Source organism: Streptomyces scopuliridis RB72 (genome assembly GCF_000718095.1).
In the GTDB taxonomy this organism is placed as follows: domain Bacteria; phylum Actinomycetota; class Actinomycetes; order Streptomycetales; family Streptomycetaceae; genus Streptomyces; species Streptomyces scopuliridis.
The window spans coordinates 358,141-384,796 of record NZ_JOEI01000009.1 but is presented as its reverse complement, the minus strand read 5'-3'; the positions used below and the strand labels follow the sequence as shown (position 1 = coordinate 384,796).

Annotated in this window: 23 protein-coding genes; 13 read left to right on the top strand and 10 right to left on the bottom strand. The window is 70.1% G+C overall.

Features of this window, described 5'->3' with window-relative positions; translation table 11 throughout:
* Positions 1-2: 2 nt before the first annotated feature.
* The gene (gene glxA, locus IF11_RS0114325) at positions 3-1,982 is read left to right on the top strand and encodes a radical copper oxidase GlxA (RefSeq protein ID WP_030351949.1); all 1,980 of its coding nucleotides are present in this window, start codon (positions 3-5) and stop codon (positions 1,980-1,982) included.
* Between the two features lie 26 nt (positions 1,983-2,008).
* Here glxA and IF11_RS0114320 read toward each other — a convergent pair whose 3' ends face one another.
* Together IF11_RS0114320 and IF11_RS0114315 are read right to left on the bottom strand one after the other, a co-directional pair.
* Positions 2,009-3,124, bottom strand: a complete 1,116-nt coding sequence (locus IF11_RS0114320) for a glycoside hydrolase family 6 protein (protein ID WP_030351948.1) — start codon at positions 3,122-3,124, stop codon at positions 2,009-2,011.
* 67 nt (positions 3,125-3,191) lie between these two features.
* Positions 3,192-4,190, bottom strand: coding sequence for an ArsR/SmtB family transcription factor (locus IF11_RS0114315; RefSeq protein WP_030351947.1), 999 nt, complete (start codon positions 4,188-4,190; stop codon positions 3,192-3,194).
* Between the two features lie 104 nt (positions 4,191-4,294).
* Here IF11_RS0114315 and IF11_RS0114310 point away from each other — a divergent pair, with 104 nt between their 5' ends.
* From IF11_RS0114310 to IF11_RS0114280, 7 genes are all read left to right on the top strand, one after another.
* Positions 4,295-5,602 (top strand): MFS transporter, encoded by a 1,308-nt coding sequence (locus IF11_RS0114310; protein WP_078490675.1) that lies wholly within the window; start codon positions 4,295-4,297, stop codon positions 5,600-5,602.
* Between the two features lie 10 nt (positions 5,603-5,612).
* Positions 5,613-6,125: a MarR family winged helix-turn-helix transcriptional regulator gene (locus tag IF11_RS0114305; protein ID WP_030351945.1), complete on the top strand. Its 513-nt coding sequence runs from the start codon at positions 5,613-5,615 to the stop codon at positions 6,123-6,125.
* Positions 6,126-6,201: 76 nt separating this feature from the next.
* The gene (locus IF11_RS0114300; protein ID WP_030351944.1) at positions 6,202-6,522 is read left to right on the top strand and encodes a DUF3817 domain-containing protein; all 321 of its coding nucleotides are present in this window, start codon (positions 6,202-6,204) and stop codon (positions 6,520-6,522) included.
* 102 nt (positions 6,523-6,624) lie between these two features.
* Positions 6,625-8,319, top strand: coding sequence for a coenzyme B12-dependent isobutyryl-CoA mutase large subunit (icmA, locus tag IF11_RS0114295; RefSeq protein ID WP_030351943.1), 1,695 nt, complete (start codon positions 6,625-6,627; stop codon positions 8,317-8,319).
* Between the two features lie 112 nt (positions 8,320-8,431).
* On the top strand, positions 8,432-8,920 hold the full coding sequence (locus IF11_RS0114290) for a MarR family winged helix-turn-helix transcriptional regulator (protein ID WP_051745887.1): 489 nt from the start codon (positions 8,432-8,434) through the stop codon (positions 8,918-8,920).
* Positions 8,917-9,867 (top strand): ATP-binding cassette domain-containing protein, encoded by a 951-nt coding sequence (locus IF11_RS0114285; RefSeq protein ID WP_078490674.1) that lies wholly within the window; start codon positions 8,917-8,919, stop codon positions 9,865-9,867. The genes IF11_RS0114290 and IF11_RS0114285 overlap by 4 nt, the downstream gene beginning before the upstream one ends.
* Complete coding sequence (locus IF11_RS0114280; RefSeq protein ID WP_030351940.1) at positions 9,827-10,687, top strand: ABC transporter permease; 861 nt, start codon at positions 9,827-9,829, stop codon at positions 10,685-10,687. Before IF11_RS0114285 ends, IF11_RS0114280 begins: the two co-directional genes overlap by 41 nt.
* Before the next feature lie 42 nt (positions 10,688-10,729).
* Here the strand turns inward: IF11_RS0114280 and IF11_RS0114275 are convergent, their stop codons facing one another.
* On the bottom strand, positions 10,730-11,335 hold the full coding sequence (locus IF11_RS0114275) for a TetR/AcrR family transcriptional regulator (RefSeq protein ID WP_030351939.1): 606 nt from the start codon (positions 11,333-11,335) through the stop codon (positions 10,730-10,732).
* 183 nt (positions 11,336-11,518) lie between these two features.
* Between IF11_RS0114275 and IF11_RS0114270 the strand changes: the two genes are divergently transcribed.
* From IF11_RS0114270 to IF11_RS0114255, 4 genes are all read left to right on the top strand, one after another.
* Positions 11,519-12,502, top strand: a complete 984-nt coding sequence (locus IF11_RS0114270) for a tetratricopeptide repeat protein (RefSeq protein ID WP_078490673.1) — start codon at positions 11,519-11,521, stop codon at positions 12,500-12,502.
* Between the two features lie 618 nt (positions 12,503-13,120).
* Positions 13,121-13,759: a DUF6230 family protein gene (locus IF11_RS0114265; RefSeq protein ID WP_030351937.1), complete on the top strand. Its 639-nt coding sequence runs from the start codon at positions 13,121-13,123 to the stop codon at positions 13,757-13,759.
* A gap of 156 nt (positions 13,760-13,915) precedes the next feature.
* Entirely contained in the window at positions 13,916-14,461 is a 546-nt protein-coding gene (locus IF11_RS0114260; protein WP_030351936.1) for a DUF6114 domain-containing protein, read from the top strand.
* Positions 14,451-15,782 carry a hypothetical protein gene (locus IF11_RS0114255; RefSeq protein ID WP_030351935.1) on the top strand — a complete coding sequence of 444 codons (1,332 nt, stop codon included), beginning with the start codon at positions 14,451-14,453 and terminating at the stop codon, positions 15,780-15,782. The genes IF11_RS0114260 and IF11_RS0114255 overlap by 11 nt, the downstream gene beginning before the upstream one ends.
* A gap of 106 nt (positions 15,783-15,888) precedes the next feature.
* On the opposite strand, the gene pyk is transcribed toward IF11_RS0114255, so the two are convergent.
* The 3 genes from pyk to pta form a co-directional block, all read right to left on the bottom strand.
* Entirely contained in the window at positions 15,889-17,319 is a 1,431-nt protein-coding gene (gene pyk / locus IF11_RS0114250) for a pyruvate kinase (RefSeq protein ID WP_030351934.1), read from the bottom strand.
* Between the two features lie 74 nt (positions 17,320-17,393).
* Positions 17,394-18,659 (bottom strand): acetate kinase, encoded by a 1,266-nt coding sequence (locus IF11_RS0114245; RefSeq protein WP_051745907.1) that lies wholly within the window; start codon positions 18,657-18,659, stop codon positions 17,394-17,396.
* Between the two features lie 38 nt (positions 18,660-18,697).
* Positions 18,698-20,773 carry a phosphate acetyltransferase gene (gene pta, locus IF11_RS0114240; protein WP_030351932.1) on the bottom strand — a complete coding sequence of 692 codons (2,076 nt, stop codon included), beginning with the start codon at positions 20,771-20,773 and terminating at the stop codon, positions 18,698-18,700.
* Between the two features lie 395 nt (positions 20,774-21,168).
* Between pta and IF11_RS0114235 the strand changes: the two genes are divergently transcribed.
* Positions 21,169-22,194: an ATP-dependent 6-phosphofructokinase gene (locus IF11_RS0114235; protein ID WP_030351931.1), complete on the top strand. Its 1,026-nt coding sequence runs from the start codon at positions 21,169-21,171 to the stop codon at positions 22,192-22,194.
* A 512-nt stretch (positions 22,195-22,706) separates the two neighbouring features.
* On the opposite strand, the gene IF11_RS0114230 is transcribed toward IF11_RS0114235, so the two are convergent.
* From IF11_RS0114230 to IF11_RS0114215, 4 genes are all read right to left on the bottom strand, one after another.
* On the bottom strand, positions 22,707-23,534 hold the full coding sequence (locus tag IF11_RS0114230) for a carbohydrate ABC transporter permease (RefSeq protein ID WP_030351930.1): 828 nt from the start codon (positions 23,532-23,534) through the stop codon (positions 22,707-22,709).
* Position 23,535: 1 nt separating this feature from the next.
* Positions 23,536-24,417 (bottom strand): carbohydrate ABC transporter permease, encoded by an 882-nt coding sequence (locus IF11_RS0114225; RefSeq protein WP_051745886.1) that lies wholly within the window; start codon positions 24,415-24,417, stop codon positions 23,536-23,538.
* Positions 24,414-25,823 (bottom strand): ABC transporter substrate-binding protein, encoded by a 1,410-nt coding sequence (locus tag IF11_RS0114220; RefSeq protein ID WP_051745885.1) that lies wholly within the window; start codon positions 25,821-25,823, stop codon positions 24,414-24,416. Before IF11_RS0114220 ends, IF11_RS0114225 begins: the two co-directional genes overlap by 4 nt.
* Before the next feature lie 97 nt (positions 25,824-25,920).
* Complete coding sequence (locus IF11_RS0114215; protein ID WP_030351927.1) at positions 25,921-26,592, bottom strand: response regulator; 672 nt, start codon at positions 26,590-26,592, stop codon at positions 25,921-25,923.
* Positions 26,593-26,656: the final 64 nt, after the last annotated feature.

Here is a 26,656-nt window from a genome sequence, read left to right as displayed (position 1 = left end):
CCATGCCCCAGCGGTACCGGCCGCGCCACAGGCCGTCGGAGAAGTTCAAGAAGACCCTGCTCGGCGGCGGGGCGCTGGTGGTGCTGGCCGCCCTCAACGCCCCCGCGGCCCTCACCTTCGCCGAGGAGAGGTATCACGCGTACAAGATCGCGCAGCCGGGCTACAAACGGCAGTACGGCTCCTGGGAGATCCTCGACGTCCCGAAGGAATTCCGTACGAACGCGATCCACGCGGCCCTGCTGCACACCGGCAAGGTGCTGATCATCGCCGGCTCCGGCAACAACCAGAAGAAGTTCGACGAGGGGTCGTTCGACACGATCCTCTGGAACCCGGCCGACAACTCCTTCAAGAAGATCCCCACTCCGGAGGACTTCTTCTGCTCGGGCCACTCCCAGCTCCCCGACGGACGGCTGCTGGTGGCGGGCGGCACGGCGCGCTACGAGGTCCTCGACGGCGAGGTGAAGCGGGCCGGCGGCCGGATGCGGGTCAAGAACGAGAACCCGGACCGCGCCCACACCTTCAAGAAGGGCACCCGCTTCCGCTCCCCCTCGGGCGTCGAGTTCATCAGCAAGTTCGATGTCACCGTGCCCAGGGCGAAGAAGGAACTCAAGGTCGGGTACGGGCAGGGCGGCCGGATGCTGCCCTGGCGTACGAAGGTGACGGCCGGCGAGGCGCGGGTGTTCGTGGAGGCGGCCGAGACGGGCCCGCGCGGGCTGACCACCCAGGCCGCGCAGTACGAGATCGTCGGGCTCACCGGCAAGGACGCGGACGATCTCTATGGCCTCGCGCAGAAACTCACCACGGAGAAGCAGGACTTCCAGGGCATCAGATCCGCGTACGAGTTCGACCCCAGGGCCGAGAAGTACATCCCGGTGGATCCGATGAAGGAAGCCCGCTGGTACCCCACGCTGGTGACCCTCGACGACGGGAAGGTGCTCGCCGTCTCCGGCCTCGACGATGTCGGCGCCGTACTCACCGGGGACAACGAGCTCTACGACCCGGAGACCAAGGAGTGGTCCAAGGGCCCCACCCGCTACTTCCCGACGTATCCCGCGCTCTTCCTCACCAAGGGCGGCAAGCTCTTCTACTCGGGCTCCAACGCGGGGTACGGGCCCGCCGAGAAGGGCCGGCGGCCGGGGATCTGGGACCTCACGAAGAACACCTTCACCGAGGTCGGCGGGCTCACCGATCCGGACCAGACGGAGACCTCGGCCTCCCTGATGCTGCCGCCGGCCCAGGACCAGCGGGTGATGCTGCTCGGCGGCGGGGGCGTCGGTGAGTCCTCCAAGGCCACCAGCCGTACGGCGATCGTCGACCTCACACAGGACAGCCCGGCCTTCCAGGAAGGGCCCAGGCTGCCGAAGGGGACGCGTTATCTGAGCAGTGTGCTGCTCCCGGACGACACGGTGTTCACCACCGGCGGCTCCTCCGACTACCGAGGGCGCAGCGCCAGCGACATCCTCAAGGCGCAGTTCTACGAGCCGAGGACCAGTACCTTCCGGCCGGCCGCCGACCCGACCGTGGGGCGCAACTACCACTCGGAGGCGCTGCTGCTGCCGGACGGCCGTGTGGTCACCTTCGGCTCCGACCCGCTCTTCCGCGACGCCGACAACACCAAGCTCGGGACCTTCGAACAGCGTGTGGAGATCTATACGCCGCCCTATCTCCAGGGTGACGGGGTCGGTGAGAACAGACCCGCGCTGGGGGAGGGGCCGCAGGAGGTCGACCGGACCGGCCGGGCCACTTTCCGCGCCGCCCGTCCCGACCGGATCGCGAAGGCGAGGCTGATGCGGCCGAGCGCCGTGACACACACGACGGATGTCGAGCAGCGCTCCATCGAGCTGGCACTCACCAAGACCAAGGACGCGGTGACGGTCGAGGTGCCGAAGGACCGGGCGCTGGTACCACCCGGCTGGTACATGCTCTTCGTCACCGACTCCGCCGGTATCCCGTCCGAGGCGAAGTGGATCCGGGTGGAGTGAGCCCGCGAAGATCGGCCGGACAGGACCTAGGCGGTCGTGTCCTTGCTTCTGCGGGCGAGGCCCAGCGCGTAGTCGGGCCACCAGGTGCCGGCCGCCGGGCCGCCGCGGCAGGGGCCGTCCGAGTCGCCGGGGCGCTTGATCCAGAGATAGGCGTCCAGCAGCTCGTTGCCGGTGTTCGTGGTCGGCGGCGAGCCGAGCGCCCGGCCCGGCGGGTTGCACCACGCCTCGTCCCGGTCGCCCCGCAGCGGGCCCGCGCCGTTCCTGCTGGTGTCGATGGTGAAATGGACATCGCCGAGCAGCCCGGAGAGCCGGGTGCCGTACGCCTTGACCGCGTCGTTCGTCTGGAAGTTGGACACATTGAGCGAGAAGCCGTCGGCCGAGGCGATCCCGGCCCGCCGGAGCGGCTCGGTGAGCTTGGCGGGGTCGGCGATCCAGTGCGGATTGCCGGCGTCCAAATAGACGCGGGTACGCGGCTGCCGCTTGAGCCTGCCGATGGCGTGGGTGAGCAGCTCGTACCGCTCGTCGTGGTACTCCGCCGGGGTGCAGCCGTCCGTCAGATGCGGAACGGCGTCCGGCTCCAGGATGACGATGGCCTCGGCGTTGCCGATGGCGGCGGCGAAGGAGTCGATCCAGTCGCGGTAGGACTGGGTGTCATGGGCGCCGCCCGCGGAGTAGAGCCCGCAGTCGCGGTGGGGGATGTTGTACGCGACGAAGACGGCCGTGCTCTTGGCGGCCGTCGCGCCCCGTACGGCCCTGCTGATCCCGGGCTCGGGGTTGTCACCGGCCGGCCAGTCGGCCACCGCGCGCTCGGAGATCCGCCGCAGCGCCTTCGCGTCGTCCGTACGCCCCTGCTTCTCCCACTCCCTGACCTGACGGGCCGCGTCGCTCTCCGGATCGACCCAGAAGGGCGAGGGCGCGGTGGGGGCGGCTTCGCTCCGGAGCGCGGAGGGGCCGGTCCGGCCCGCCCGCTCGGCCCGGTCGGTCCGTTCGACGGAGTCCTGGCGGGATTCGGAGGAGCAGCCGGCGGCCGTCAGCGCGAGCACCGCCGCGAGGGCGGCGGAGGCGAGTGAACACGGGCGGCGGCGCGGGGCGCGTGCGCGGCGGTGCGGCGCGTGCGGGCGGTGTGGTCTGCGGCCGGACATCCAGCCCCCTCGGAAGACGACTGGGCGACGATGGGAATGGCAAGACCGGCATATCGTTACATAATGTTCAGTCGGTCGCGCTCTGCGACACCGACAGCGCGATACCGAGCGGCGTCCGCTCGTACAGCACCTGGTGTCCGTACCGCCGCGACGTCAGCAGCCCCGCCCCGCGCAGCGCCGCAAGGTGCGCCGACACGGAGGACGGGGCCAGCCCCAGCAGTCGCGCGAGCGCCGTCGTCCCGGCCGGTTCTTCCAGCGCGCACAGCACGTCCGCCCGCGCCCGGCCCAGCAGCCGGGCCAGCGCGTCGGGCGTACGGTCCGAGGGCCGTGTCCACAGGCCGCCGATGCCGCGCACCGGATAGATCACGGCCGGCTGCCACGGCGGCAGGTAACCGCTGACGACGTTCGGCCAGCAGAACACACTCGGCATCAGGACCAGCCCGTCGCCGCCGAGGACCCGCGTATGGCTGCCGTTCGTCCCCGTGATCGTCAGTGTGGAGCCGTCCGTCCAGCCGAGCTGCGGACTCAGCTCGCCCAGCAGCCCGTGCAGCCCGTTCTCCGCCAACCGCCGCGAGTGGTACGCCACATCGGCCTCCAGCAGGGTGCGCAGCCGGGGCCAGTCGGGCTCGACCAGTTCGTGCCACACCCGCTCCAGCAGCCCGGCCAGCTTCCGCAGGGCCCGCGCCGGATCCGCCGCCAGCGCCCGGCCCTCGGGGCTCGCCGCGGCGCCCGGGGTGTCGGCGAGCGCCAGCGTGATGTCGGTCCTGACCAGCTCAGGGTCGGTGGCGCGTACGGCCGCGATCTCCTCCTCGAAGGTGGGGAGGGGGACCGACGGCGGGCGGCTGAGGAAGTCCGGGTTGTGCCCGCGCTCGGGCATCAGGAGATGCAACGGCGCGAGGTCGATCGCCGCCGCCGCGGTCCGGATCCCGCGCAGCCACGGCAGGTGGTAGCCATGCCGCTCGGGGCGCGCGAGGGTGCGTACCGCTTCCTGCGTCTCCCAGAGCGGCGAGACGGCGAACCGGCAGCGGAGCAGATCGCTCTCGTCGAAGTGGAGCTGGAACGGCATGACGCGGGCGGCCCCCTGTGCCGAAGACTCGTGGATTCCCGGCCGAAGATTCGGACTGATCCGAATGTCTGTCTCCGGCACACCAACCCCGCCAGTCTGCCTCCATGCCCAAGAACGCTTCCCGGGGTTCCCGGGGATACGGCGCCGTCTTCGCCGTCCGCGAGTTCCGGTTCGTCTTCGCCGCGCACCTCCTCTCGCTGCTCGGCGTGGTCGTCAGCGAGATCGCGCTGACCTTCCTCGTCTACGACCTCACCGGCTCCCCGCTGCTCAGCGCCCTCACCTTCGCGCTCGGCCTGCTCCCGTACCTCGTCGGCGGGACCCTCCTCGCCGGGGTCGCCGACCGCTACCCCGCCCGGCGGGTGCTGGTGGTCTGCGATCTGCTCTGCGCCGCGTGCGTCGGGGTGATGGTGCTGCCCGGCACGCCGATCGCCGGACTGCTGGCCCTGCGCTGCGTCGTCGCCGCGATCGCGCCCGTCTTCACCGGGACCAGGATGGCCGCGCTGACCGACATCCTCGGCGAGGGCGATCTGTACGTACTCGGCCGCTCCCTGCTGCGGATCGTCTCGCAGAGCGCGCAGCTCGCCGGGTTCGGGGTGGGCGGGGTGCTGCTCGCCGTCGTCCCCGCGCGGGGTGCGATCTGCGTCACCGTCGGTACGTTCCTCTGCTCGGCCGCGCTGCTGCGCTTCGGGACCCGCGACCGGCCCGCCCGCGCCACCGGACGGGAGACAGGGCGGGCCGGTGCGCTGCTGAGGGATTCGCTCGGCGGGGCCCGGCTGCTGCTCGGCGACCGGCGTACGCGGGCGCTCCTGCTGCTGTTCTGGGTGCCCCCGATGTTCGTCGTCGCGCCCGAGGCCCTGGCCGCCCCGTACGCCGACTCCCTCGGCCTGGGCCCCGCCGCGCTGGGGCTGCTGATGTGCGCGATGCCCGTGGGGCACATCGTGGCGGAGCTGTACGCCGGTACGGCGCTCTCCCCGCGCGCACGCTCCCGCGTCGTCCTGCCGGTCGCCGCCGTGGGCCTGCTGCCCCTGCTGGTGTACGGGGCCGGGCCCGGCCTCGGCTGGGCGCTGGTCGCGCTCGTCCTCGCCGGAGCGGGGGCCGCGTACGTCATCGGCCTCGACCAGTGGTTCGTCGCGGCGGTCCCCGAGGAACTGCGCGGCCGGGCGATGACGCTGCTCACGGCCGGTCTGATGACGATCCAGGGGCTCGGCATGGCCGCCGCGGGACTGGCCGCCGAGTTCCTGCCCGTGCATCAGGTCGTCGCCGGGGCGGGGGCGATCGGCACGCTCTGCTGTCTCGTTCTGGTACGGGAGGTCCACCGCACCGGGCCGCACGGACCGGAGGGGCGGGCGACGGGGCCGGACCGTACGACCGAAGTTCGAGACGGGGCAGTCCGCCAAGTGGCCTCTGGGTAGGGTCGGAGCCGTGCCGAAACCGCTCAGTCTTCCCTTCGATCCCATCGCCCGCGCCGACGAACTCTGGCAGCAGCGCTGGGGGCCCATGCCGGCCATGGCGGCGATCACCTCGATCATGCGCGCGCAGCAGATCCTGCTGGCCGGCGTGGACGCGGTGGTCAAGCCGTACGGGCTGACGTTCGCCCGGTACGAGGCGCTGGTGCTGCTCACCTTCTCCAAGGCGGGCGAGCTGCCGATGTCCAAGATCGGCGAGAGACTGATGGTCCACCCGACGTCGGTCACCAACACCGTGGACCGGCTGGTGAGATCCGGTCTGGTCGACAAGCGGCCCAATCCGAACGACGGCCGCGGCACGCTCGCGTCCATCACGGACAAGGGCCGTGAGGTGGTGGAGGCGGCCACCCGCGATCTGGTGGAGATGGACTTCGGGCTCGGGGCGTACGACGCCGAGGAGTGCGCGGAGATCTTCGCGATGCTCCGCCCGCTGCGGGTGGCGGCCAGGGACTTCGACGACGCGGGCTGAGCCTGGCGGCCTCGGCGGTCAGACATGGCATGGGCTCCCCGCAGGCGCCGGAAGGGCCCGGGATACGCTCGGGGCCATGAAACAAAGCGTGCTGTCCCGCTACCGGGTGATGGCGTACGTCACCGCCGTATGGCTGCTGGTCTTCACCGTGGCGATCATCCTGAAGTACGGATTCGACACCGGCGACACGATGCTGATCTCCCAGATCCACGGTGTGCTGTTCATCGTGTACGTGGTCTTCGCCTTCGACCTGGGCACCAAGGCGAAGTGGCCCTTCGGCAAGCTGCTGTGGGTGCTGGCCGCGGGCTGTATCCCGGTCGCGTCGTTCTTCGTCGAGCCGAAGATCACCCGCGAGGCCCGGCCGCTGGTCACGGACCGCGAGCCCGCCACCGCCTAGACCCTGTCTTAGGTCCGCCAGGTCCCGCCGCGGCGCCGCCCGCACGAGGTGTGGGCGGTTTGGCGTCGACATTTACTTGGACGTCCTAGTAAATTTGAAGGCATGGACGCCATGGAGGAGGGCCGCCTGCGCTGGCAGGCCCGGTACGACAAGGCCCGCAAGCGCGACGCGGACTTCAGCACGCTCTCCGGTGATCCGGTGGAGCCGGTCTACGGGCCCCGGCCCGGGGACACCTATGAGGGCTTCGAGCGGATCGGCTGGCCTGGGGAGTACCCCTTCACCCGGGGGCTGCACCCCACCGGCTACCGCGGCCGGACCTGGACCATCCGCCAGTTCGCCGGATTCGGCAACGCCCAGCAGACCAATGAGCGCTACAAGACGATCCTGGCCAACGGCGGCGGCGGGCTCTCGGTCGCCTTCGACATGCCGACGCTGATGGGCCGCGACTCCGACGACCCGCGCTCGCTGGGCGAGGTCGGCCACTGCGGGGTCGCCATCGACTCCGCCGCCGACATGGAGATCCTCTTCGGTGACATCCCGCTCGGGGATGTCACCACCTCGATGACCATCAGCGGCCCCGCGGTCCCGGTCTTCTGCATGTATCTGGTCGCGGCGGAACGCCAGGGCGTCGATCCGGCCGTCCTCAACGGCACGCTCCAGACGGACATCTTCAAGGAGTACATCGCGCAGAAGGAGTGGCTCTTCCAGCCCGAGCCTCATCTGCGTCTGATCGGCGATCTGATGGAGCACTGCGCCGCCTCCATCCCCGCGTACAAGCCGCTCTCGGTCTCCGGCTACCACATCCGCGAGGCCGGGGCGACGGCCGCGCAGGAGCTCGCGTACACCCTCGCGGACGGTTTCGGCTATGTGGAGCTGGGGCTGAGCCGGGGGCTGGACGTGGACACCTTCGCGCCCGGTCTCTCCTTCTTCTTCGACGCCCATCTCGACTTCTTCGAGGAGATCGCCAAGTTCCGCGCGGCCCGCCGGATCTGGGCGCGCTGGATGAAGGAGGTGTACGGAGCGCGGACCGACAAGGCGCAGTGGCTGCGCTTCCACACCCAGACGGCGGGCGTCTCGCTCACCGCGCAGCAGCCGTACAACAACGTCGTACGGACGGCGGTGGAGGCGCTGGCGGCCGTCCTCGGCGGCACGAACTCCCTGCACACGAACGCGCTGGACGAGACCCTCGCCCTGCCGAGCGAGCAGGCCGCCGAGATCGCGCTCCGTACCCAGCAGGTGCTGATGGAGGAGACGGGCGTCGCCAATGTGGCCGACCCGCTCGGCGGCTCCTGGTTCATCGAGCAGCTGACGGACCGGATCGAGGCCGACGCCGAGAAGATCTTCGAGCAGATCAAGGAGCGCGGTCTGCGGGCCCACCCGGACGGACAGCACCCGATCGGGCCCGTCACCTCCGGCATTCTGCGCGGCATCGAGGACGGCTGGTTCACCGGCGAGATCGCCGAGTCCGCGTTCCGGTATCAGCGGTCGCTGGAGAAGGGCGACAAGCGGGTCGTGGGCGTCAATGTCCACCATGGCTCGGTCACCGGCGATCTGGAGATCCTGCGGGTCAGCCATGAGGTCGAGCGCGACCAGGTCCAGGTCCTGGCCGAGCGCAGGGGCGCCCGGGACGACGCCCGGGTCCGTACGGCCCTGGAGGCCATGCTGAGCGCCGCCCGCGACGGCTCGAACATGATCGCGCCGATGCTGGAGGCGGTACGGGCCGAGGCGACGCTCGGCGAGATCTGCGGCGTGCTGCGCGACGAGTGGGGCACGTACACGGAGCCGCCCGGCTTCTAGGGGCTTCGCGCAGGGCCGACGGCCGTCCCCGGTGAGGGGGCGGCCGTTTGCCATTCCCTACGCCCCGCTTCCTTATGCGCGAATACCTCTGAGTGAGAGCTAAAATGGGGACATGGCCACGCAGGAGTTCCCCGACTCGCTCGCCGTCGTCCTCGCGGGCGTCCAGCGGATGATCCGGCGGCGGCTGCGCGAGGGCTTCCCCGCGCCGCCGCTGCGCGGCGCGCAGATCGAGCTGTTGCGGCTGGTCGCGGTCCGTCCGGGGATCCGGGTGTCGGACGCCGCCAAGGAGCTGTATCTCGCCGGCAACTCGGTCTCCACCCTGGTCAATCAGCTCAGCCGGGCCGGCTATCTCCTCCGTGAGACCGACCCGGACGACCGGCGCTCGGCGCGGCTGCTGCCCACCGAGGCGGCCGGGGCGCGGCTGAGCGAATGGGAGGCCCGCCGGCGCGCGCTCATGCGCGAGCAGGTGGAGCATCTGTCGGACGAGGACCGCGCGGCGCTGGCGGCGGCCCTTCCGGCGCTGCGCAGGCTCGCCGGGAACCTGCACGAGGGAGGAGCGGGGAGCGAGGCAGCGGGGGGACAGAGAGTGGAGGGACCATGACCGACACACCGTTCACCGGCACACCGTTCACCGGCCCGGACGGCGCCCAGCCGGACGGCGCCGGACCCGTGGATTCCGCCGGGCCCGACGCCGTCAGCTGTCGCGGACTGGACTACGCGTTCGGCGAGACCAAGGCCGTGCAGGACCTCGATCTCTCCGTCGGCGCGGGCGAGGTCTTCGGGCTGCTCGGTCCGAACGGCGCGGGCAAGACCACCGCGATCCGCTGCATCACCACGCTGCTGCCCGTCCCGGCGGGCATGGTGCGGGTGTTCGGGCACGACGCGGCGAAGGAGAAGATGGCGGTACGCCGCCTGCTGGGTTACGTACCCCAGCAGTTGTCCGCCGACGCCGCGCTGACGGGCCGCGAGAACGTGACGCTGTTCGCCCGCGTCTTCGACGTCCCGCGCCGCGAGCGGTCCGAACGTGTCGCGCAGGCGCTGGCGGCCGTCGATCTGACCGGCGCGGCCGACCGAATGGCCAAGACGTACTCCGGCGGCATGATCCGCCGGCTCGAACTCGCCCAGGCGCTGGTCAGCGCGCCGCGACTGCTCATGCTCGACGAGCCGACGATCGGCCTCGACCCGATCGCCCGTACCAGCGTCTGGGAGCACATCAACGCCGTACGGCAGGCCACGGGCATGACCGTGCTGGTGACCACGCACTACATGGACGAGGCCGATCAGTACTGCGACCGCGTCGCGCTGATGCACCACGGGCGGATTCACGCGCTCGGGACCCCCGGCGAGCTGAGGGCCGAGCTGCGCGAGCGCCGGGCGGCTTCGGGGACGCCGGCTGCGTCGGGCGCGTCACGCGCTTCGGTGGAGAAGGGCGCCCTGCCGACGCTGGAGGACGTCTTCAGGGATGTGGCAGGCAGCGGCCTCGACGAGGAGGGAGGCGACTTCCGAGATGTCAGGAGCACCCGCCGCACCGCGTCCCGCGTCGGCTGAGAAGACCGGCCCCGGCGGGCTGGAACTGCTGCTCCAGCCGCCCCGCGCCCGTACCGGCTGGCGTGTGCTGCCCGCCAGGGTCGTGGCGATGTGCGTGGTCGAGCTGCAGAAGCTCCGCCACGACCGGACCGAGCTGTACACGCGGGCCGTTCAGCCCGCGCTCTGGCTGCTGATCTTCGGTGAGACCTTCACGCGGATCAAGGCCATCCCCACGGGCGGCATTCCGTATATCGACTTTCTCGCGCCCGGCATCATCGCCCAGTCCGCGATGTTCATCGCGATCTTCTACGGCATCATGATCATCTGGGAACGGGACGCCGGCATTCTGACCAAACTGCTGGTCACCCCGACCCCGAGAGCCGCGCTCATCAGCGGCAAGGCGTTCGCCTCCGGGGTGAAGGCGCTGATCCAGGCGGTGGTGGTGATCGTCATCGCCGCGGCCCTGGGCGTCGGTCTGACCTGGAACCCGCTGCGGCTGCTCGGGGTGGCCGTCGTGGTGGTCCTCGGCTCGGCGTTCTTCTCCTGTCTGTCGATGACGATCGCGGGGATCGTGCTGACACGCGACCGGCTGATGGGTATCGGCCAGGCCATCACCATGCCGCTCTTCTTCGCCTCGAACGCCCTGTATCCGGTGGCGATCATGCCCGGCTGGCTCCAGGTGGTCAGCAAGATCAACCCGCTGAGCTATCAAGTCGACGCGCTGCGCGGGCTGTTGCTCGGTACGCCGTCCCATCTGCCGCTCGACTTCGGGGTGCTGCTGGTGGCGGCGGTGCTGGGCATCGCGGCGGCCTCGTCGCTGCTGGGACGGCTGGCGCGATGACGCGGCACGCGTACGGTGACCGGACTCGGCTCCGTGCGGCGGTCAGCTCTGCACGGAGGCCAGACCGCCGAGCAGCAGGGCCGTGAACGTACGCGCCCACTCCTCGTCGACCGGCTCCGCGCTGACCAGGGTGCGGTGCACCACCGCGCCGGCGATCACATCGAAGATCAGATCCGCGGTACGGGCCGCCTTCGCGGTGTCCGGCTCGCGGGGGAGTTCACCGCGGGTCTGCGCGCGCTCGCGGCCCAGCAGCACCAGCCGCTTCTGGCGGTCCACGATCGAGGTGCGGATACGGGCCCGCAGCGCCTCGTCCCGGGTGGACTCCGCGACCACCGCCATCAGGGCCGTCTTGGTCTCGGGCCGTTCCAGCAGCGCCGCGAACTGGATCACCACGCCCTCGACATCGGCCGCCAGGCTGCCCCGGTCAGGCAGCTCCAGCTCGTCGAAGAGGACCGCGACCGCGTCCACGACCAGCTCGCTCTTGGCCGGCCAGCGCCGGTAGAGCGTGGTCTTGGCGACGCCGGCCCGGGTCGCCACCTCGCCCATCGTCAGCTTGGACCACCCCAGCTCACCCAGCGCGGCCCGGGTCGCCTCCAGGATGGCGGAGTCGGCCTCGGCGCTGCGGGGGCGCCCCTTTCGACTGCACATGACGGCGACCATACCGGCCGGTAGGGCGTGTGCTGTGAGTCAGTTCACCGGATGGATCTTCCCTGTCGCACCGCCCGGAAGTTACGCTACGGGTCGTAGCGAAAGCGGAGACCGGCGCGCCCGTCACGCGGCGGTGCGCGTACCGCTTTTCAGAAGTGTGCGCGGAGGGGGGAGGATGTACTCATGCAGCCTAGGAACATGTCCATGAGCGGCGTCGTCGACCTCGCCGCGGTGAAGGCGGCCGGTGAGGCCAAGGCGAAGGCGGAGCAGGCCCGCGCCGAGGCGGCCCGTCAGGGCGGCGCCGGTGCCGTACCCCCCTCCAGCCTGGTGATCGACGTCGATGAGGCGGGCTTCGAGCGCGATGTCCTCCAGCGTTCCACCGAGGTCCCGGTCGTCATCGACTTCTGGGCCGAGTGGTGCGAGCCGTGCAAGCAGCTCAGCCCGGTGCTGGAGCGGCTGGCGCGCGAGTACAACGGCCGGTTCGTCCTCGCCAAGATCGATGTCGACGCCAATCAGATGCTGATGCAGCAGTTCGGGATCCAGGGCATCCCCGCGGTCTTCGCGGTGGTGGCGGGACAGGCGCTGCCGCTCTTCCAGGGCGCGGCCCCCGAGACCCAGATCCGGCAGACCCTGGACCAGTTGATCCAGGTCGGCGAGGAGCGCTTCGGGCTCACCGGCATCGCGGTCGACCCCGGCGCGGAGACGGACGCGGCGGACGGCGCCGAGCAAGAGGTCACCGAACCGGTCGGACCGTACGACGCCCTGCTGGAAGCGGCCGTACGCGCGCTGGACGCCAATGACTTCGCCGGCGCCTCGCAGGCGTACCGCGACGTGCTGGCCGACGACCCCGGCAACTCGGAGGCCAGGCTCGGCCTCGCCCAGGCCGAACTGCTCGCGCGCGTACAGGACATGGACCAGGCGCGGGTGCGCAAGGACGCGGCGGACAAGCCCGGCGATGTGCAGGCGCAGATCGCCGCGGCCGACCTCGATCTGGTCGGCGGACATGTGGAGGACGCCTTCGGCCGGCTGGTCGAGGCCGTGCGCCGGACGGCCGGGGACGACCGGGAGGCGGCGCGGGTGCGGCTGCTGGAGCTGTTCGAAGTGATCGGCGGGGACGACCCCAGGGTGACGGCGGCGCGGTCGGCGCTGGCACGGGTTCTTTTCTGACGCGTTGAGGTAGTTGAGGTATTCGCCGCTTTCCCGGCCGCCGACTCCGCGGTGTGCCCGGGGATTTGGCGGCACAGTGGTGGCAGTGGCCGCGCTTTACCAAAACTTGGTAAAAGCGGCTGCTGTTACTCGCAGTAAATCGACCCCCTTGTTCTGTCCCGCTATGAGTGACAATCGCCGCTTCTGCCGCACCGTCGGGTCGCACCCTGTGTGGCCGCTCGATACCGGCGGGTCGCCCGCTGGTTATCGGGCCGTTACTAGCCAGTAACGAACCCCCTTGTGTCCCGGGCGCGAATGCACCACGATCGGCGACGCTCGGTCCAATTCCGCACCAGCACGGCAGCCAGCCGCGCCGTCGGTCCTGGGTCCCCACCGAGCGGACCGGCGGCAGCGTCCGCCGGCCCGGACAGGGGGGTTCCTGCCTATCCGGCAGGGCCTGTCCAGAGGTTGCGCGAAGGCGTGGCCAGTGGTTGTCGCTCGGGGGTGATCGCCGGTGGTTCCGGACGCGGTTGGCGCCTCGGGCACGGGCGCTCTCCTTCCCGAGGACGTAGCACTTCTCCCATCCCAGGACGGGCTCCCACCCGATCCGGAGATGTACGTCCGAGAAGGAGGACATTCATGGAGTCCCAAGTTCGTGGCGGTACCAGATGGAGGCGGTTCGCCGTCGTCATGGTGCCGAGCGTGGCCGCGACGGCGGCGATAGGTGTCGCGCTCGCACAGGGGGCGCTGGCCGCGTCGTTCAGCGTGTCGGGGCAGAGTTTCAAGGTGAAGGCCGACAAGCTGGTCGGCCAGAACTTCGTGCAGTACGGCGGCGTTGCCGAGGGCGTTGACTCCAAGGGGAACAAGGCCACGCACCCGGTGGCCGTCTCCGGGTTCAAGACCGCCCAGATCACCAACATGTGCCAGTCCGTGGTCACTCCGCTGCCGCTGCTCGGCACCAGTGTGACGCTGGTGCTCAAGGCCGGTGACAAGGGCACGAAGATCAAGGCGGAGAACCTCTACCTCGACGTCGAATCGCTCGACGCCGACGCGGAGTTCAAGAACATCGACATCGGTGTGGCGGCCGGCTCCACCAAGGCTCCCGGTATCCAGCCGGGGACGAAGGCGGACCCGAACGGCTTCGCCCAGCAGGCCGATGAGGCCATTCTGAGGAACGTGAAGCAGACCGCGTGGGCGACCACCGCGGGCACGTTCAAGCTTCCTGACCTCAATCTGAGGCTCAAGGTCGGTGACCCCCAGAAATACGAGTGCTACTAGTGCCGCGACCGGCAATGTTTGCGCTTAGCAAACATTTTGCCGGGAGGGGCACCGGGGCATGCCGGGTGGGTCGGGCGGTCCCCGGACTGTTCGGCCCGCTCGTCCCCCTGTCTTTGATCGCAATACCGCATACCGCTTTCCAGGGAGCTGTTTTCCATGAGCGCCGAGTCCACAGGTTCCCGCGGATTCACCTACTGGCGGCTTCGGTTCCGCGCCTGGCGTGGCGCCCGGCCGTTCTGGGCGGGCCTGTTCACTCTTCTCGGCGGACTGCCGATCGCCTATTTCCCCTACGCCCAGCTCCATCTCGGCAACCTGACACTGGCCATGTCCACCACGGCCGGCGCGGGTTCGCTGATCATCGGCGTACTGCTGGTGACCCTGGGCCTGACGATGTGGTTCCAGAGCATCGTCCGGGTCTTCGCCGGTGTCGCCGCCATTCTGCTGGCGCTGGTATCGATCCCGGTCTCCAACATCGGCGGCTTCCTGCTGGGCTTCCTGCTCGCCATGCTCGGCGGCGCGCTCTCGATCTCCTGGGCACCCGACAAGTGGGTCAGGCCGGCCGCCGAGCTCGACACCCCCCACGAGGCACCGGAGCCCGACCGCGACGGTGACCCCTTCTTCCCCGGTCCGCGCGACGGGGAGGACCCGAACGTGACGGATACGACTGCCCATGCCAACGGCGGGAGGAACAGTGCGGGGTGACAGCACGCAGCGAGTCGAGGCCGGAGGCGATGATTCCCGGGTGAGAAGAGGGCCGCGTCACGCGGCCCCCAGAAAATCGCTCCTGACCAAGCTTCAGATACCCGCCGGCAAGGCGATGGCGCTGGCGGCGATGCCGACGGCCGTCTTCGTGGGCATGGGGCTCACGCCCCGGCTCGCACTGGCCGACGACAGCAAGGACATCCCCTTCGCGCCGGGGCCGTGCGTGACCCGCTCGGACGAGCCGTCCGCGTCGGCGTCCGAGTCGCCCACTTCCACGCCGTCCGCGTCGGAGTCGGCGTCGCCGGAGCCGGGCGAGTCACCGTCGGCGTCGGGGACACCGGAGCCGACGGCGAGCGGGAGTCCGGCGCCGGGGCACGAGGATTCAGGTTCCTCGGACTCCGGTGCCGCGGATTCCAAGGAGCCCGCCGACGCGTCATCCGGACCGGCGGCGACCCCGGCCCCCACGAAGTCCGAGAACCCTCTGGACCCGCTGGGGCTGGGAGACGCGCTGGGAGACCTGCTCGGCGTACCGGACAAGGACGCGACGAGCAGTCCGGCGCCGAGCGCCTCCGCCACGGAGAAGCCGGACGCCGGACCGTCCACGAAGCCGACGTCCGAGCCGGCGAGTTCCGGGCCGGACAGCACCGCGGACGGTTCCGCGGACGGCGAGGGCACGGGCGACGGGCCGGCCGACAAGGCGGTCGACGGCGCCAAGGACGCCATCAAGGAGGCGGCGGACAAGGTCGGCGCCGAGGTCGAGGAGCTGGACGAGAACGCCAAGGGTCTCGACGCCCGTAAGGACGACGACATCCCGGCGGGCGCGGACGGCAAGGAACCCTTCCCGTGCCCGACGGCCGACCCCGAGGCCCTGGCCGCGGCCAAGGAGGAGCAGGGCATCCCGCTCCTGCCCGACGACCCGTGGACGCTGCGCAGTTCACTGCTGACCCTGCGGGGCCTGGACTACAAGGGCATCGTCGAGGTGAGGACGAGCGGCGGCAAGGTCAAGAAGGCGCTGAAGTTCACCTCCACCTCGCTGGACATCAAGGACCTGCACCAGACGGTCGTCTACCCCGAGGGCAGGACGGCCCATGTGCAGGCACGCGAAGGCTCCACGTCCACGATCCGTAACGGTGAGGTGACGATGTACACGGAACGGCTGAAGGGCAATCTCTTCGGCCTCATCCCGATCACCTTCAGCCCGGAGACCCCGCCCCCGCTGAACGTCCCGTTCGCCTTCTTCACCGACGTCGAGGTGACCCAGGCGGGCCAGTTCGGCGGCACGCTCACGGTCCCCGGCCTCCAGAACTACCTCACGAACTGACACGGACCCCCGGGAGCCGCGGGAAAGACTGTGGCCCGCACCGATCCCCCTCGATCCGAGGGGCGGTGCGGGCCATGGTCGTTCAGGGGCCGGAGCGACGGTGTCGTCAGTCGCGGCCACCGCCGCCCAAGTGGTGGACGCGGACCATGTTCGTGGTGCCCGGGACGCCGGGAGGGGAGCCGGCCGTGATGATCATGGCGTCGCCCTCGCTGTAGCGCTGGAGCTTCAGCAGCTCCTCGTCCACCAGCTCGACCATCTCGTCCGTGCTGCTCACCCAGCGCACGATGAAGGACTCCACGCCCCAGCTCAGGGTCAGCTGGTTGCGGGTCGACTCGTCCGTCGTGAAGGCCAGGATCGGCTGGGCCGCGCGGTAGCGGGAGAGACGGCGGGCCGTGTCGCCGGACTGGGTGAAGGCGACCAGCGCCTTGCCGCCCAGGAAGTCCGCGATCTCACAGGCGGCGCGGGCCACCGAACCGCCCTGGGTACGCGGCTTCTTGCCCGGGACCAGCGGCTGGAGGCCCTTGGAGAGCAGCTCCTCCTCGGCGGCGACCACGATCTTCGACATCGTCTTGACCGTCTCGACCGGGTACGCGCCCACCGAGGACTCGGCGGAGAGCATGACCGCGTCCGCGCCGTCCAGGATCGCGTTCGCGACATCGGACGCCTCGGCGCGGGTGGGGCGGGAGTTGGTGATCATCGACTCCATCATCTGGGTCGCCACGATCACCGGCTTGGCGTTGCGGCGGCACAGCTCGATCAGCCGCTTCTGCACCATCGGGACCTTTTCGAGCGGGTACTCGACGGCCAGGTCGCCCCGCGCCACCATGACGCTGTCGAAGGCCGCGACCACGGCCTCCATGTTGGCGACCGCCTGCGGCTTCTCGACCTTGGCGATGACGGGGACCCGGCGGCCCTCCTCGTCCATGATCTTGTGGACGTCCAGCACGTCGTGCGCGTCCCGGACGAACGAGAGCGCGACCATGTCGCAGCCCATCCGCAGACCGAAGCGCAGGTCCTCGATGTCCTTCTCGGACAGGGCCGGGACATTGACCGCCGCGCCCGGCAGGTTGATGCCCTTGTGGTCGGAGATCACCCCGCCCTCGATGACGATGGACTTGACCTGCGGGCCGTCGACCTCGACCACCCGCAGCTCGACGTTGCCGTCGTTGATCAGGATCTGGTCGCCCTTGGAGACATCGCCGGGCAGGCCCTTGTAGGTGGTGCCGCAGATCGACTTGTCGCCGGCGACATCCTCGGTGGTGATGGTGAACTCGTCACCGCGCACCAGCTCGACCGGGCCCTCGGCGAAGGTCTCCAGACGGATCTTGGGGCCCTGGAGGTCGACGAGGACACCCACGGCGCGGCCGGTGTCCTTGGCCGCCTTCCGCACGCGGTTGTACCGCTCCTGGTGCTCCGGGTGGCTTCCGTGGCTCATGTTGAGTCGGGCCACGTTCATACCGGCCTCGATGAGCGACTTCAGCTGCTCGTACGAGTCGACGGCGGGGCCCAGTGTGCAGACGATTTTGGAACGGCGCATGAGGCGGATCCTATCGGTTTGTTTCGATGCGGAATATTCCGTCTGGTGGAAAGTACAAATGGGCGGGTGGCCGCTCAGGCGTCGATCGTTCGATCCTCGCCGACCAGTGCGAAGGTCTGCCGAGCGATCTCCAGCTCCTCGTCCGTCGGGACCACGGCCACCACGGTCCCCGCGGACTCCGGCGAGATGATCCGCGGCTCGTCGGAACGTACGGTATTGCGCTCCGCGTCCACCGCCAGGCCCAGACTCTCCAGACCTGCGACGGCAGCTTCCCGCACCGGTGCCGCGTTCTCACCCACACCCGCCGTGAAGACCACCGCGTCCACCCGGCCGAGCACCGCGGTATAGGCGCCGATGTACTTCTTCAACCGGTGGATATAGATGTCGAATGCGAGCGCCGCCCGCTCGTCGCCCTCGTCAACCCTGCGCCGGATCTCCCGCATATCGTTGTCCCCGCAGAGGCCGACCAGACCGCTCTTCTTGTTCAGAAGTTCATCGATCTCGTCAACGGACATTCCGGCCACACGCTTCAGATGGAACGTGACCGCGGGATCGATGTCCCCGGAACGCGTCCCCATCACCAGCCCCTCCAGCGGAGTCAGCCCCATCGAGGTGTCCACGCACCGCCCGCCCTCGACGGCGGACGCCGACGCGCCGTTGCCGAGATGCAGGACGATCACATTCACCTCGGACGGATCCTTGCCGAGCAACTCGGCGGTCTTCCGGGAGACATACGCGTGCGACGTGCCGTGGAAGCCGTAGCGGCGGATACGGTGCGCGTCGGCCGTCGCCGTGTCGATCGCGTACCGCGCGGCGTGCTCCGGCATCGTCGTGTGGAACGCGGTGTCGAAGACCGCGACCTGCGGCAGATCGGGACGGAGTTGCCGCGCCGTACGGATACCGGTCAGGTTCGCCGGATTGTGCAGCGGCGCCACCGGCACCAGCCGCTCGATCTCCTTCAGCACGGCGTCGTCGACGACCGTCGGCTCGCTGAACTTCAGCCCGCCGTGGACGACCCGGTGGCCGATGGCAGCCAGATCGGGGGAGTCGATCCCCAGCCCGTCGCGCGCCAGTTCCTCCGCGACGGCCTCCAGCGCCGCCGCGTGGTCGGCGATCCTCCCCGTACGCTCACGCTTCCCGCCGAGCCCCTCGGCCAGCGGGGTGTGCACCAGCCGTGAGGTCTCCTCACCGATGCGCTCGACCAGGCCGGCCGCGAGCCGGGAGCTGTCCCGCATCTCCAGCAGCTGGTACTTCACCGACGAGGAACCGGAGTTGAGGACAAGGACTCGGGTGGCGGGGGTGTGCGCGGTCACGGGCTGTCGGCCTTCTGTCGTCGTCATGGAGTCGTGGTCATCGTCATCGCGGGAGGCGGCGGGGCTCACGCGCCCTCGCCCTGCGCCTGGATCGCCGTGATCGCCACCGTATTCACGATGTCCTGCACGAGAGCCCCGCGCGACAGGTCATTGACCGGCTTGCGCAGTCCCTGGAGCACCGGGCCGACGGCCACGGCGCCGGCCGAGCGCTGCACGGCCTTGTAGGTGTTGTTACCGGTGTTCAGGTCCGGGAAGATCAGCACCGTCGCCCGGCCCGCCACCTCCGACTCGGGCAGCTTGGTCGCCGCGACGGACGGCTCGACCGCCGCGTCGTACTGGATCGGCCCCTCGATCCGCAGATCCGGCCGCGCCCCGCGCACCAGCTCCGTGGCCTCGCGCACCTTGTCGACATCCGCGCCCGAGCCCGACGTACCCGTGGAGTACGAGAGCATCGCGATCCGCGGCTCGACCCCGAAGCGGGCGGCGGTGGCGGCGGACTGGACGGCGATGTCCGAGAGCTGCGCCGCGTCCGGGTCCGGGTTCACCGCGCAGTCGCCGTACACCAGCACCTTGTCGGCGAGGCACATGAAGAAGACCGACGAGACGATGGAGGCGTCCGTCCGGGTCTTGATGATCTCGAAGGCTGGGCGGATGGTCGCGGCCGTCGAGTGCACGGAGCCGGAGACCATGCCGTCGGCCAGCCCCTCCCGCACCATCAGCGTGCCGAAGTAGTTGACGTCCGCCACCACGTCGTACGCAAGCTCCACCGACACGCCCTTGTGGGCCCGCAGTTCCGCGTACCGCTCGGCGAAGCGCTGACGCAGCTCGGAGGTGGCCGGATCGATCAGCTGCGTCGCGGAGAGATCGATACCGAGGTCGGCCGCCTTCTTCCGGATGACGTCCGTGTCGCCGAGGAGCGTCAGCTCGCACACATCGCGGCGCAGCAGCACATCGGCGGCGCGCAGCACCCGCTCCTCGGTGCCCTCGGGCAGTACGACACGACGGCGGTGCGCGCGGGCCTGCTCCAGCAGTTCGTGCTCGAACATCATCGGTGTCACCCGGCCGCTGCGGGCCACCGACATCCGGGCCAGCAGCGCGGCGGTGTCCACATGCCGCTCGAACAGACCCAGCGCGGTCTCCGCCTTGCGGGGCGTCGCGGCGTTCAACTTCCCCTCCAGGCCGAAGAGTTCGGCGGCGGTGGGGAAGGAGCGGCCGGGCACCGAGACCACCGGCGTACCGGGCGCGAGCCGCGCGGCCAGGGTCAGTATGGAGTCCCCGGGCCGCTCGTCGAGCGTGAGCAGCACCCCCGCTATGGGCGGCGTGCCCGCGGAGTGGGCGGCGAGCGCCCCCACGACCAGATCGGCGCGGTCCCCAGGGGTGACCACCATGCAGCCGGGGGTCAGCGCGCCCAGGAAGTTCGGCAGCATCGCGCCACCGAAGACGAAGTCCAGCGCGTCCCTGGCCAGACCCGAATCGTCCCCGAGCAGCACCGTGCCCCCCAGCGCCGCGGTGATCTGCGCGACCGTCGGGGCCGCGAGCGCCGGCTCGTCCGGCAGCACGTAGCAGGGGACCGGGAGCTGCGCCGCCAGTCCTTCGGCGATCGCCTCGCGGTCCTCGGCGGCCACGCGGTTGACGACCATGGTCAGCACATCGCAGCCCAGCACCTCGTACGCGCGGTGGGCGTTGCGCGCCTCGGCCCGTACGGACTCGGCCGTCTGCCCCTTGCCGCCCACCACGGGTATCACGGACGCGCCGAACTCGTTGGCGAGCCGGGCGTTGAGCGAGAGCTCGTCGGGCAGCTGCGTCGCCGCGAAGTCCGTACCGAGCACGAGCACCACCTCGTACTCCCGAGCCACCCGGTGGAACCGCTCGACGAGCCGCGAGACCAACTCGTCGGTGCCCCGCTCGGCCTGGAGCGCGGACGCCTCGTGATAGTCGAGCCCGTACACCGTCGCCGGATCCTGTGATAGCCGGTAGCGGGCCCGCAACAGATCGAAGAGCCGGTCAGGACCGTCATGGACCAGCGGACGGAAGACCCCCACCCGGTCCACCTGGCGGGTCAGTAGCTCCATGACTCCCAGCTCCACGACCTGGCGGCCGTCCCCGCGGTCGATCCCGGTCACGTACACGCTGCGTGTCACGCGTGCTCTCCCGTCCCTGCTCAGGGGACGTCCCACCCCGACGGGGCGGCCCCGCGGGCCGTTAGGAGGTCCCGGCTCCTGTGAACAACAATTCCCGTTAGGGTGGCAATGCCCTCTTGACAATACCTCCGGGGGTGGTTAGGTCGCCCGGGGAGTACGAGACACCGTCCGACGCCGGAAAACCCCAGGTCGGACCCGTCCCGCCCGCCGAACGGACCCCCTGACCGGGTATCCGGGCACCGCCCGGCGAAACCGCCGGAGCCGCGATCGCCGCCCGAGCGGTCGGCACGTGGCCCCGATCACGCATGGGAGGATCGGACCGCTCACGCCCGGGGCTCTCCTTTCCCGGACAAGCACAGCACTGGCGAGCACTAGCGAGCAGGAGACACAGCACGATGCGTATCGGAGTTCTCACCGCAGGCGGCGACTGTCCGGGCCTCAACGCAGTGATCCGTTCGGTCGTGCACCGGGCCATGACCGGGCACGGAGATGAGGTCATCGGCTTCGAGGACGGCTTCAAGGGGCTGCTCGACGGCCACTTCCGGCCACTGGACCTGAACGCCGTCAGCGGCATCCTGGCCCGTGGCGGTACGATCCTCGGCTCGGCCAGGCTGGAGCGCGGCCGGCTCCGCGAAGCGGCGGAGAACTGCGCCGAGTTGGCCCGCCGGTACGGCATCGACGCGCTCATCCCCATCGGCGGCGAGGGCACGCTGACCGCGGCGCGGCTGCTCTCCGACGCCGGGATGCCCGTCGTCGGCGTCCCCAAGACCATCGATAACGATATCTACTCCACGGACCGCACCTTCGGCTTCGACACCGCGGTGACGGTCGCCACGGAGGCGATCGACCGGCTCAAGACCACCGCCGAGTCCCACCAGCGGGTCATGGTCGTCGAGGTCATGGGCCGGCACGCGGGCTGGATCGCGCTGGAGTCCGGGATGGCGGGCGGCGCGCACGGGATCTGTCTGCCGGAGCGGCCCTTCGAGGTCGACAGCCTGGTCAAGATGGTCGAGGCGAGGTTCTCGCGCGGCAAGAAGTTCGCGGTCATCTGCGTCGCGGAGGGCGCGCATCCGGCGCAGGACTCCATGGAGTACGGCAAGGGCGAGATCGACCAGTTCGGCCACGAGCGCTTCCGGGGCATCGGCAACGTACTGGCGGCGGAGCTGGAGCGCCGCCTCGGCAAGGAGGCCAGGCCGGTCATCCTGGGCCACGTCCAGCGCGGGGGTACGCCGACGGCGTACGACAGGGTGCTGGCGACACGGTTCGGCTGGCACGCGGTGGAGGCGGCGCACCGGGGGGAGTTCGGGCGGATGACGGCGCTGCGGGGGACGGCGGTGGAGATGGTGCCGCTGGCGGAGGCGGTGACGCAGCTGAAGACGGTGCCGGAGAACAGGATGTTCGAGGCGGAGTCGGTGTTCTGAGGGTGCGTTGTGCGGCGGGGCCGGGCAGCAGCCCTGACGATGGGTTCGGGCGGTCACGCGCCACAAATCACGCTTTAGTGTCCCGGACACGACCCCTGCGCGCCCCCCTTCACCGCCCGCACAAGCGACGGGTCCGTGCGCGGGGTGACCGCACCATCCCGCACCGGCCCACTCGGTGCGTGTCCGGACGTAAAGCGTCGCAGCTCGCGCGGAGCGCGGTGAGGAAAGCAGTCCGGACACGGACCTCCGGAGGCCCCGGCACCCGGCACCAGCGACGCACCCGCACCCCCGCCGGACGGCGCACCGCCCCGGCACCCGGCACCGCGACGCACGTACCTGTACCCCCGCCGGACGGCGCACCGCACCACGACCCCCCGCCGGACGGCGCACCGCACCACGACCCCCCGCCGGACGGCGCACCGCACCCCGTACCCCCGCCGGACGGCGCACCGCACCACGACCCCCCGCCGGGAGGCGCACCGCACCACGACCCCCCGCCGGGAGGCGACCCGTCACCCCTTCACCGCGCCACCCAGCGCAAACCCTCCCCCCAGCCGCCGCGAGATCAGCACGTACAGGATCAGTACCGGCGCCGAGTACAAGATCGAGAACGCCGCCAGCTGACCGTAGATCACCGACCCGTAGTTCCCGAAGAACGTGAAGATCGAGACGGACGCGGGCAGTTGGTCCGGGGTCAGCAGCAGCATGAACGGGACGAAGAAGTTCCCCCACAGTTGGATGAAGGTGTAGATCGTCACCACGGTCACCCCCGGCCCCATCAACGGCAGCACCACCCGCGTCAGCGTCTGGAAGTTCGACGCCCCGTCCGTCCAGGCCGCCTCTTCGAGGACCGTCGGTACCCCGTCCATGAAGTTCTTCATCAGCCAGATGGAGAAAGGCAGTTGGGACGTGGCGAGGAAGAGGGACGTGCCGTACGTGGTGTCGATGAGGTCGACCTGGACGAACAGTCCGTACACCGGAACCATGATCGCCGTGATCGGGAGGCAGGTCGTGAACAGGATCGTCAGTAAGTACGGCCGGTTGAAGCGCGAGCGGTAGCGGGAGAGCGGGTACGCCGCGAGCGCCGCGCAGACCACGGTCAGGATCGTCGCGCTGCCGCACAGCAGCAGGCTGTTGAGCATCGGCGTGAAGGTGATCTCGTCGGTCAGGACCGCGGTGAAGTTGTCGCCGGTGAGCGACGAGGGCGCCCGTACGCGGAGATCCGCGTCGGCGTCGACCGAGGCGAGGGCCAGCCAGAGCAGCGGCAGGGCGAACGCGGCCGCGGTCAGGAGGAGCGCGGCGTCCGCCGAGAGGCGGGCGCGGGCGCGTCGGTTCAGCACGTCAGACCTCCACCCTCATCAGGCGCAGATAGACGAGGGAGAAGAGCGAGCCGACCAGCAGAAGGAGCAGCGCGACCGCCGTTCCGTAGCCGATCAGGCTCTTCTGGAACGCCTGGTCGTACATGAAGACCGGGAGGGTCTGGCTGCGGTTGCCGGGGCCGCCGCGCGTCATCGCCCAGATCAGGCCGAAGACGGAGAGGGTGGAGAGCGTGTTGAGCATCAGGTTCGTGCCGATGGAGCGGCGGATCATCGGCAGGGTGATGTGCCAGAGCCTGCGCGCCCCGCTCGCGCCGTCGACCTGCGCCGCCTCCGTGATGTCCTTGGGGATCTCGGAGAGCGCGGCGGAGTAGATCAGCATGGAGAACGCCGTGCCGCGCCAGACATTGGCGAAGGACACCGCCAGGATCGGCAGGGTGTACAGCCAGTTCTGGGAGGGGAGTTGGAGCCAGTCCAGGATCGCGTTGAGCGTGCCCTCGCGGCGGAAGAAGGCGTAGAGCAGGAACGCCGCGACGATCTCCGGCAGTACCCACGCGGCGATGACGAGGGCGCCGGTGAGCGTGCGGACCGGCCGGGACGCGGCCCGCATCAGGCCGGCGAGCGCGAGTCCCAGGGTGTTCTGGCCGACGATGGAGGAGACGAAGGTGAAGACCAGCGTCAGCCAGACGGCGTTACGGAAGTTCTCGTCGGCGAAGGCCCGGCGGAAGTTCGCCAGGCCCACGAAGTCCGAGGAGGACGAGCCGGTCAGCTGGGTGTTGGTGAAGGCGATCCAGACGCAGTAGGCGATAGGGCCGGCCAGGAAGAGCACCAGCAGCAGCGTGGCGGGAGCCAGCGGGACCCAGCGCCACAGCCGGCCCTGCTGACGGCCCGCGTGCGCGGTGCTCACCTGCTGACCACCGCGCCGTCGGTGAGGGTCTTCAGCTGGTCGTCGTACTCCTTCGCGGCCTGTTCGGGCGAGCCGTCACCTGTCGTCACCGTCTCCATCGCCTCGCCGATCGCCGTGGAGACCTGCGGATAGACGGGCAGCGCCGGGCGGTAGTGCGTGAACTCGACCAGCCCGGTGAAGAACTCGATGCCCGGCATGGACTTGAGGTAGCGCGGATCGGCCGCCACGTCTTTGCGTACGGCGATCTGCGCGCCGACGATGTCCCACTCGACCGCGTTCTCCTTGGTCTGCTGGGTCTTGATGAACTCCCAGGCGAGATCGGGATTCTTGGCCTTCGACGGGATCGCCCACGTCCAGCCGCCCGACATCGACACCTTGCCCGGTGCCTGCCCGTGCTGCGTCGGCATCGGTGTCTGCGCGAGATCCTTCGACCAGTCCGGCCACTCCTTGGGGCCCTTGTTGATCCAGTTCTGGCCCATCCAGGATCCGTCGAGGGAGATCGCCAGCTTCCCGTCCGGGAACCACTCCGTGGCGACGCGCGTACCGACGTTGGGGTCGAGGGCGTCGGAGACATCGGGGCCGAGCTTCTCGCCGTACACCGTCCGTACGAAGCCCAGCGCGTCCTGGAAACCCTTGCCGCCGGCCACCCATTTCTTGGCGGACGCGTCGTAGAGCGGATCGGCGCCCGTGCCGTACAGCAGCATCTCGAAGCCCTGCATCACGGCGGCTTCGCCGGGGCCCTTGCCGGTGTAGACGTTCAGCGGGATGACCCCGGGGACCTCGCGCTTGACGGTACGGGCCGCGTCCAGGATCTCCGCCCAGTTCTTGGGCTGCCAGTCGGCGGGCAGGCCCGCCTTCGCGAAGATCTCCTTGTTGAACCAGAGGCCGCGGGTGTCGGTGCCGTCGGGGACCCCGTACGTCTTGCCGTCCTCCGCCTTGGCCGCCGACTTCGCCGTGTCCACGAACTGGTCCCAGTCGGCCCACTTCGACAGGTAGTCGTCCAGCGGGCGCAGATAGCCGGCCTTGATGTCGGAGTTGATCCGGAAGGTGTCCTCGTAGACCAGGTCCGGGGCGGTCTTCGGGGAGCGCATCATCTGCTGCGCCTTGGTGGCGTAGTCGTTGTCCGGGGCCTGGATCGGGATGAGTTCGACCTTCTTGCCCGGATGCGCCTTCTCGAACTGCTGCTTCACGGACTCCAGATAGTTGTCCTTGAAGCGGATCTTGTTGTCCGTGGAGCGGTTGTAGGCGACCTTGACGGTGTCGGGATCGCTGCCTGAGCCGCCGCCGCACGCCGTGAGCGAACCGGCGGCGAGCACGGCGACGAGGACCAGCGGGGCGGTGGGGCGCACGGGCACGACCTCCTCTGAGCCACAGTGGGCTGCCCGGCGACCGTAGGACTGGGCCATTACCAAGGTCAATCCCCGTGCAGGGTCCATTAGTTGGCGCCCCGGCGTACGGCCGCAGGGGTGGCCGTCGGTACGGCTCGCCCGGATCGCGGGCCGGTCAGCGGGCCGAGGGGAGCCAGCGGTACTGCAACTCGGGGCGTCCGACCTGGCCGTACTGGGGACTGCGCTGCGCCCGCCCGTTGGTGACCAGATGTTCCAGATAGCGGCGCGCGGTGATCCGGGAGATCCCCACCTTGGCCCCGGCCTCGGTGGCGGTCAGACCCGTGGCCGACGCGCGCAGCGTACGGGTCACCGCCTCCAGCGTCGGGGCGCTGAGTCCCTTCGGCAGCGAGGAGGGCTGCGGCGCCCGCAGCGCGCCGAGCGCCCGGTCCACCTCCTCCTGGCCGCTCGCCTCACCGGCCGCCGCCCGGAACTCGGCGTACCGGACGAGCCGGTCGCGAAGCGTCGCGAAGGTGAAGGGTTTCAGTACGTACTGGACGACCCCGAGCGACACGCCTTCCCGTACCACCGCGAGATCGCGCGCCGAGGTGACCGCGATGACATCCGCGTGGTGCCCGCCGGCCCGCAGGCTGCGCAGGAGCTGGAGGCCGTGCCCGTCCGGGAGGTACAGGTCGAGGAGGATCAGATCGATGTCCGTACGCTCCAGCAGCCGGCCGGCCTCCACCCGGGAGTGGGCGACGCCCGCGACGGCGAAGCCGGGCACCCGGCCGACGTACAGCTGATGGGCGTCCGCCGCGACCGGATCGTCCTCGACCACGAGGACACGGATCGCCGTATCACCGGGGCCTCTGGGACCGGCTGGGTCGGCGGGACCTGCCGGTCCCGTGGGGCCG